The 5,827-nt window shown below is 63.1% G+C and carries 7 protein-coding genes; all 7 read right to left on the reverse strand.

Annotated features, from left to right (window positions below):
• Positions 1-516: electron transfer flavoprotein subunit beta/FixA family protein (locus AC11W3_RS08845; RefSeq protein WP_484092858.1), on the reverse strand; the 516-nt coding region annotated here is incomplete at its 3' end.
• A gap of 61 nt (positions 517-577) precedes the next feature.
• Complete coding sequence (locus AC11W3_RS08850; protein ID WP_484092859.1) at positions 578-1,003, reverse strand: DUF2889 domain-containing protein; 426 nt, start codon at positions 1,001-1,003, stop codon at positions 578-580.
• A gap of 84 nt (positions 1,004-1,087) precedes the next feature.
• On the reverse strand, positions 1,088-2,431 hold the full coding sequence (locus tag AC11W3_RS08855) for a hypothetical protein (protein ID WP_484092860.1): 1,344 nt from the start codon (positions 2,429-2,431) through the stop codon (positions 1,088-1,090).
• A gap of 107 nt (positions 2,432-2,538) precedes the next feature.
• Entirely contained in the window at positions 2,539-3,195 is a 657-nt protein-coding gene (locus AC11W3_RS08860; protein WP_484091820.1) for a CoA transferase subunit B, read from the reverse strand.
• 11 nt (positions 3,196-3,206) lie between these two features.
• Positions 3,207-3,896, reverse strand: a complete 690-nt coding sequence (locus tag AC11W3_RS08865; protein WP_484092861.1) for a CoA transferase subunit A — start codon at positions 3,894-3,896, stop codon at positions 3,207-3,209.
• 35 nt (positions 3,897-3,931) lie between these two features.
• The gene (locus AC11W3_RS08870) at positions 3,932-4,525 is read right to left on the reverse strand and encodes a DUF6125 family protein (protein ID WP_484092862.1); all 594 of its coding nucleotides are present in this window, start codon (positions 4,523-4,525) and stop codon (positions 3,932-3,934) included.
• Positions 4,526-4,636: 111 nt separating this feature from the next.
• Positions 4,637-5,827 (reverse strand): succinyl-CoA:cyclohexane-1-carboxylate CoA transferase (locus AC11W3_RS08875; protein WP_484092863.1); only part of this gene is annotated, 1,191 nt, incomplete at its 5' end.

Raw genomic sequence — 5,827 nt, forward strand, 5'->3', positions numbered from 1 at the left:
CAGCCTGGCGATCCCCTTGCTCCCCCCTTCCAGCTCTCTTCTCACCGTGATCGAGCCGTTCTGGTACTCGAAGCCGACCAGGGTGGTGGCGCAGGCCAGGCCGAGGAGCTCGGCGACGGTGACGCCGACCTGAGCCGAGCCGCGGTCCTGCGACTGCATCCCGGTCAGGATCAGGTCGAACTGCTGCTCCATGGCATAGCTCGCGATGATGGCGGCGATCTGCCAGGGGTCCTTCTGGTAGGAGTTGTCGTCCAGGATGTGGAGGCCACGGTCTCCTCCCATGGCGAGCGCTTTTTTGATGGCCTCCGAGACGCGGCTGGGGCCGATGGAGAGGATGGTGATCTCCGGCTCGTCGTTTAACTGCTCCTTGAGCTGGACAGCCTGCTCTACCGCATATTCGTCGTATTCGTTCATGCGGTAGGCCAGGTCGGCCTCGTCGTACCAGGTCCCCTCGCTGTTGACCTTGAACCGGCATTCCATGTCGGGAACCTGCTTTATGCAAACCAGTATTTTCATCTCTTCCCCCTGTGAATTCTTCCGGCTATCCTTGCGCCGTTCTTCCTCGCGATCGGGCATGTTACCCGTACCCGGCGCAGCTTCCCCTCAACTGTTCATGGAGCCCCGCCATCATCTCGGGAACGGCCGTGTAGCCCTCGGCCGCCCGGACGTTCAGCACCAGCGGGAGGGAACAGAGGAGCATGTTGCGCAGATTCGGGCACCCCTCACTCCCGCCCAGCGCCTCGTAAAGCTTCCTGGTGAACCCCTTGCCGATCGAAACGCCGGCAAGGAGATCGAGCTTCGCCTTGCTGTGGACGCACTTTTCCATGGGCGCCTTCCTGAACTCCAGGCTCACATCCCTGATGGTCAGGGCTTCTTCGATGACAACTTCCAGCACGATATCGTGGAACCTGTCGGTCATGACGCTGGTCACCACGGTGGCGCCGTCGGCGGCGCTCCCCACGGTGACTGCGATCTTTCTCTCGAAATCACTCATCAGGTTCATCTCTTGGCACTCCCGAGCGAAAAGGTGAAGTGATCCGGTCCCGCGGCACACTCCGCCGCGGGACCGGTGAAAGCGGGCAACAGGTTAGAAGAAGTAGAAGGCGGCAAAACGGCCCACGTTTGCGGTCCCGGTGCTGGCGGTGCCGGCGAGGTTCCCGGTTCCGTTCGACACGTTGCCGTACTTCGTGTGCAGGTACTCGTATTCCACGGCGACCCGGACGGCGGCATTGAGGTCATAGGAGACGTTCGCGTACGCTACCGAGTTGGACTTCTCGTAGTTGGCGATGTCCCGGTAGCTTCCCTGATCGTAGGCCTTTCTGGCGCCGTAACCGGCTGTGATCCCGAGGTCTTGGGTGGGGAAGAAGATGACCTGGCTGTAAAGTCCGTACCCCTTGGCGGCGCTCTTGTTGCCGACCGGTCCGACGAAGGAGGCGGCAGTGGCGCCGTTGACGCTCTGGTTCGCCGCCATGTAGACCTGCCCTTCATACGATGCGGTCATGGCCCGGCTCCTGCCGTCGGTAGAACTCAAAAGCGGCACGAAGGTGTAAAAGCCGTAGCCGTAAGAATCGACGGTCTTGACGTTGCCGGCGACGCTCTGGTTCCCGTAGAGGCCGAAGAATCCGGCGCTGAGGGAGTTCATGGGAAGCCCGAAGTAGCCGGGAGCCACCCCGAGGGCCTTGCTGACCAGCATGACCTGACCGGCGACGTTGGGCGCGCCGCCCCAGGTGTCGGATCCGGCTCCTCCCGATTGCAGGTTGGTGTCCTGCACGGGGTTCTGCACCCCCAGCACGAGCTTCAAAGAGTTGTCCGGGCTCAGGCCGACCTTCTGGGTCACGCTGATCTGCGGCACCCTGGGATTGTTGGGAGCGCCGGTCTTGTTGCCGGAGCCGAAGTCGACGGTGGAGGCGATGGCCGGGCCGAAGATGTCATAGGCCTGCCCGAAGAGGACCTGGGTGTTGGCCCAGTTGAGCGTGCCGTTGGCCAGGCGAAGCCGCAGGTTCGCGCTTTCGTTGGAGCCCCCCGCGCCGTAGAAGTCCGTCTCGATGATGGCGCCCGTCTTGGCCCCCAGGAAGTTGGGTCCGGTGACCTTGAGCCAGAAGCGCGACTGGCGGGCGGTGAAGACGGACTGGTCCTGGTGCCCGGCGGGAGAGCTGGCCTTGGGCATGCCGTTTTGCAGGGTGCCGAGGGCGCCGTTGGACCCGAGGTTGGCGGAGTTGTAGGCATAGTCGAGCTTGACAAAGCCGCCGATGGCGAGGTCGAACTTGCTCGCAGAGGGCGATCCCATTTTGCCGTAGATGCCGGGCGCCACCTCGCAAGAAGGCTGGAAATCGCAGTTGTAGCGGGTGGGCGAGTTCTGTGGAACCTCCTGACCGAGTGCGGGGGACGTCAGCGCCGCCATGGCGGCAGCGCATAGAATCATCTTTTTCATTTCATCTCCTTCCGGTATTGTTGCCATTGCATCGAATGCCCCCACCTATCCCTTGGTCGTCGTTTTGCCGGGACACCTCCTGTTCCGCGCATCCGTTTTAGCTTCCATCAGACCGCTATTTCCGTCAGCCCCGGGGAGACCGTCATTTCCGCTCCCGTCAGGCGGACCACCTCTTCCGCGCTCAACCCCGCAGCGACCTCCCGCAGGACCAGCCCATCATCGGTCACGTCGATCACCGCCAGATCGGTGATGATGCGGTTGACCACACCCTTGCCGGTCAAGGGGAGGGTGCAGTGCGGAAGAATCTTCGGCTCGCCGCTCTTGTTGCAGTGCTCCATGATCACCACGATCCTCTTGGCGCCGTGCACGAGGTCCATGGCGCCCCCCATGCCCTTGACCATCTTTCCCGGGATCATCCAGTTGGCCAGGTCCCCCCGGGCCGAGACTTCCATCCCACCGAGGATGGCGAGGTCTATGTGGCCACCGCGGATCATGGCGAACGACTCGGCGCTGCTGAAGATGCAGGAGCCGGGGATCATGGTGATGGTCTCCTTGCCGGCGTTGATCAGCTCCGGGTCGACCTCCGCGTCCGCCGGATAAGGGCCGATGCCGAGGAGCCCGTTCTCGGACTGCAGCACCACCTCCTTGTCCTGCGGGATGTAATTGGCCACGAGGGTCGGTATGCCGATGCCGAGGTTGACGTAGAAGCCGTTTTCCACCTCTTGCGCGGCCCGCCGCGCTATCTGTTCCCTGGTCAGTGCCATCTGCTCTCTCCTCAGGACCGAACCGTCCTGCGTTCGATTCTCTTTTCGTAGTTGTCGCACCGGATCACCCGCTGCACGTAGATCCCCGGGGTGTGGACGAAGGCCGGGTCCATCCCCCCCGTCTCCAGGAGCTCCTCCACCTCGGCGATGGTGGTGGTCGCCGCCGTCGCCATCATCGGGTTGAAGTTGCGGGAGGTCTTGTTGTAGACGAGGTTTCCGGCGCGGTCCCCCTGCCGGGCCTTGACCAGGGCGAAGTCGGCCCTGAGGCAAGTTTCCAGCAGGTAATCCTTCCCGTTGAAGCTGCGCACCTCGCGCCCCTCGGCAAGGGGCGTCCCCACCCCGGCCGGCGTGTAGAAGGCAGGTATCCCCGCCCCGCCGGCCCGGATCCGCTCCGCCAGGGTCCCCTGCGGCACCAGCTCCACCTCCAGTTCGCCAGACAGGAACTGGCGCTCGAACTCCTTGTTCTCGCCGACGTAGGAGGAGACCATCTTACGGATCTGGCGGTTTTGCAGCAGGATGCCGAGCCCGAAATCGTCGACGCCGCAGTTGTTGGAGATGATGGTCAGATCCTTCACCCCTTTCTCGCGCAGCCCCAGGATCAGCTTTTCCGGGATCCCCACCAGGCCGAAGCCGCCGACCATGAGGCTCGCCCCGTCGCCGATCCCCTCCAGTGCCTTTTCAATTGAAGTACGGACTTTCATTCTCTTTCTCCTGTGGCAGAAATTGGCTGTGCGGCTTACGGCTGCCCTCCCCCCTCGGCTATGCTGAACTCCCAGGAGCACCAGTAATAGCCGGGATGCGGATCGGGAGGGCAGCCGATGCAGCGGGTGGTGATGCGCGGGTCGATGGTGCGGGCGAACTCGGAGTATTCGACGATCCCCACCGACTTGCACGGGAAGGCCTCCAGCCCCTTGCGCCGGCGGGCCGACTGCACGCGGCAGTCAACCATCCAGAAGACGGCATGGTGGTCGGTGACCTCGGCCACCTTCTGCAGGTTCAGCCTGGCATAGAGGCGGTGCCTGAGGCACTCGACCAGGGCCGGTATCCCGCCGCCCGGCTCTATCCCGAGCCGCGCCATGATCCTCTTCGCCTCCACCACGGTGAAGTGCCGCCAGGCCTCCCGGTCGGCATCCATGGCAGTCTCCATGCCGTGGCTCTTCTCCAGGGCCTGGAACCAGAGTCCGTCATGCGCGAGCCAGTTCTTGGCGTCGTCGATGATGATCTGGATCAGCTCATCCCTGTCCAGCTCGTAGAGGAGCCGTATTCCGTCGTCGGTAATGGCCGTCTCCGGCTCGATCTTTTCGCTTCTGCAGCACTGAACTTCCGACATCTCCCACCTCCTTGGGTTGGTTTCTGGTAAGCGACCTCCGGGAGGGAGGTCTGGTCCCGCTCCGCGAGGAGGGACTTTAAAGTCCCCCTTTGTCAAAGGGGGGAGATAGGCCTAGATCCTGTTCATCCTGCGGGCCTCGGACATGAGCTCCTCGCGGAAGTCCGGGTGAGCCACGTTGATCAGGTTGAGAGCCCGCTGCCGGGCGGTCTGGCCCCGCAGCTTGGCCACCCCGAACTCGGTAACCACGTAGTCGACGTCATTCTTGCCGGTGGTGACGGCCGCGCCGGGCTGGAGAACCGGGACGATACTGGAGATGGTCCCCTTTTTGGCCGTCGCCGCGGTGGTGATGAAGCTCTTGCCCCCCTTCGAGATGTTCGCCCCGCGCACGTAGTCGGCCTGGCCACCGGTGCCGCTCCACTGAACGTGCCCCAGGGACTCCGAGCAGCACTGCCCCAGCAGATCGACCTCGATGGTGGCGTTGATGGAAACGACCTTGTCGTTCTGGCCGATCACCGAGGGATCGTTGGTGTAATCGACCGGGTGCATCTCGATCATCGGGTTTTCGTGCATGAAGTCGTACAGGCGCCGCGTTCCGAGTGCGAAGGTGCCGATCGACTTGCCCCGGTGGATGTTTTTCCTGGAGTTGTTCACGGCCCCGGACTGCATCAGGTCGACCATGCCGTCGGTGATCATCTCCGTGTGGATGCCGAGGTCCTGCTTCCGCAGGAGCGCCTTGCATACGGCGTTGGGTATGCCGCCTATGCCCAACTGGAGCGTGGAGCCGTTTTCGATGAGCTCGGCGATGTAGTTGCCGATCGCCTCCTCCACCGGTGAGATGGGGGGGATCTGCAACTCGATGAGGGGATCGCCGCACTCGATGATGCAGTCGACCTCGGAGATGTGGATGTGACAGTTGCCGTAGGTGCGGGGGGCGTTGTCATTGACCTGCACCACCACCTTCCCGGCCTTCCTGACGGCCTCCAGGGTGTAGGCGACCGACATGCTGCAGGTGAAGTAGCCGTGTTCATCCATGGGGGAGACCACGGTGCCGGCCACGTCCACGGGCCAGTATTCGCGCAGCAGCTTGGGGACCTCGTGGAAGTAGTTGGGAACGAAGTCCGCCCAGCCGTTTTGCACCGCGTTTCTCGAGACATGGCTGGTGAACCAGGAATTGACCTTGATATGCGGGCTCGATTCCTGGTTAAGGTAGGCCGGGTTCAGGTGGTGCTGCTGGTTGACGATGACCCCCTCCAGTTCCTCCTTGCGGTCGGCCAGGGCCTGGACGAAGAGGGTCGGCTCGCC

It is taken from the genome of Geomonas sp. (assembly GCF_056994735.1).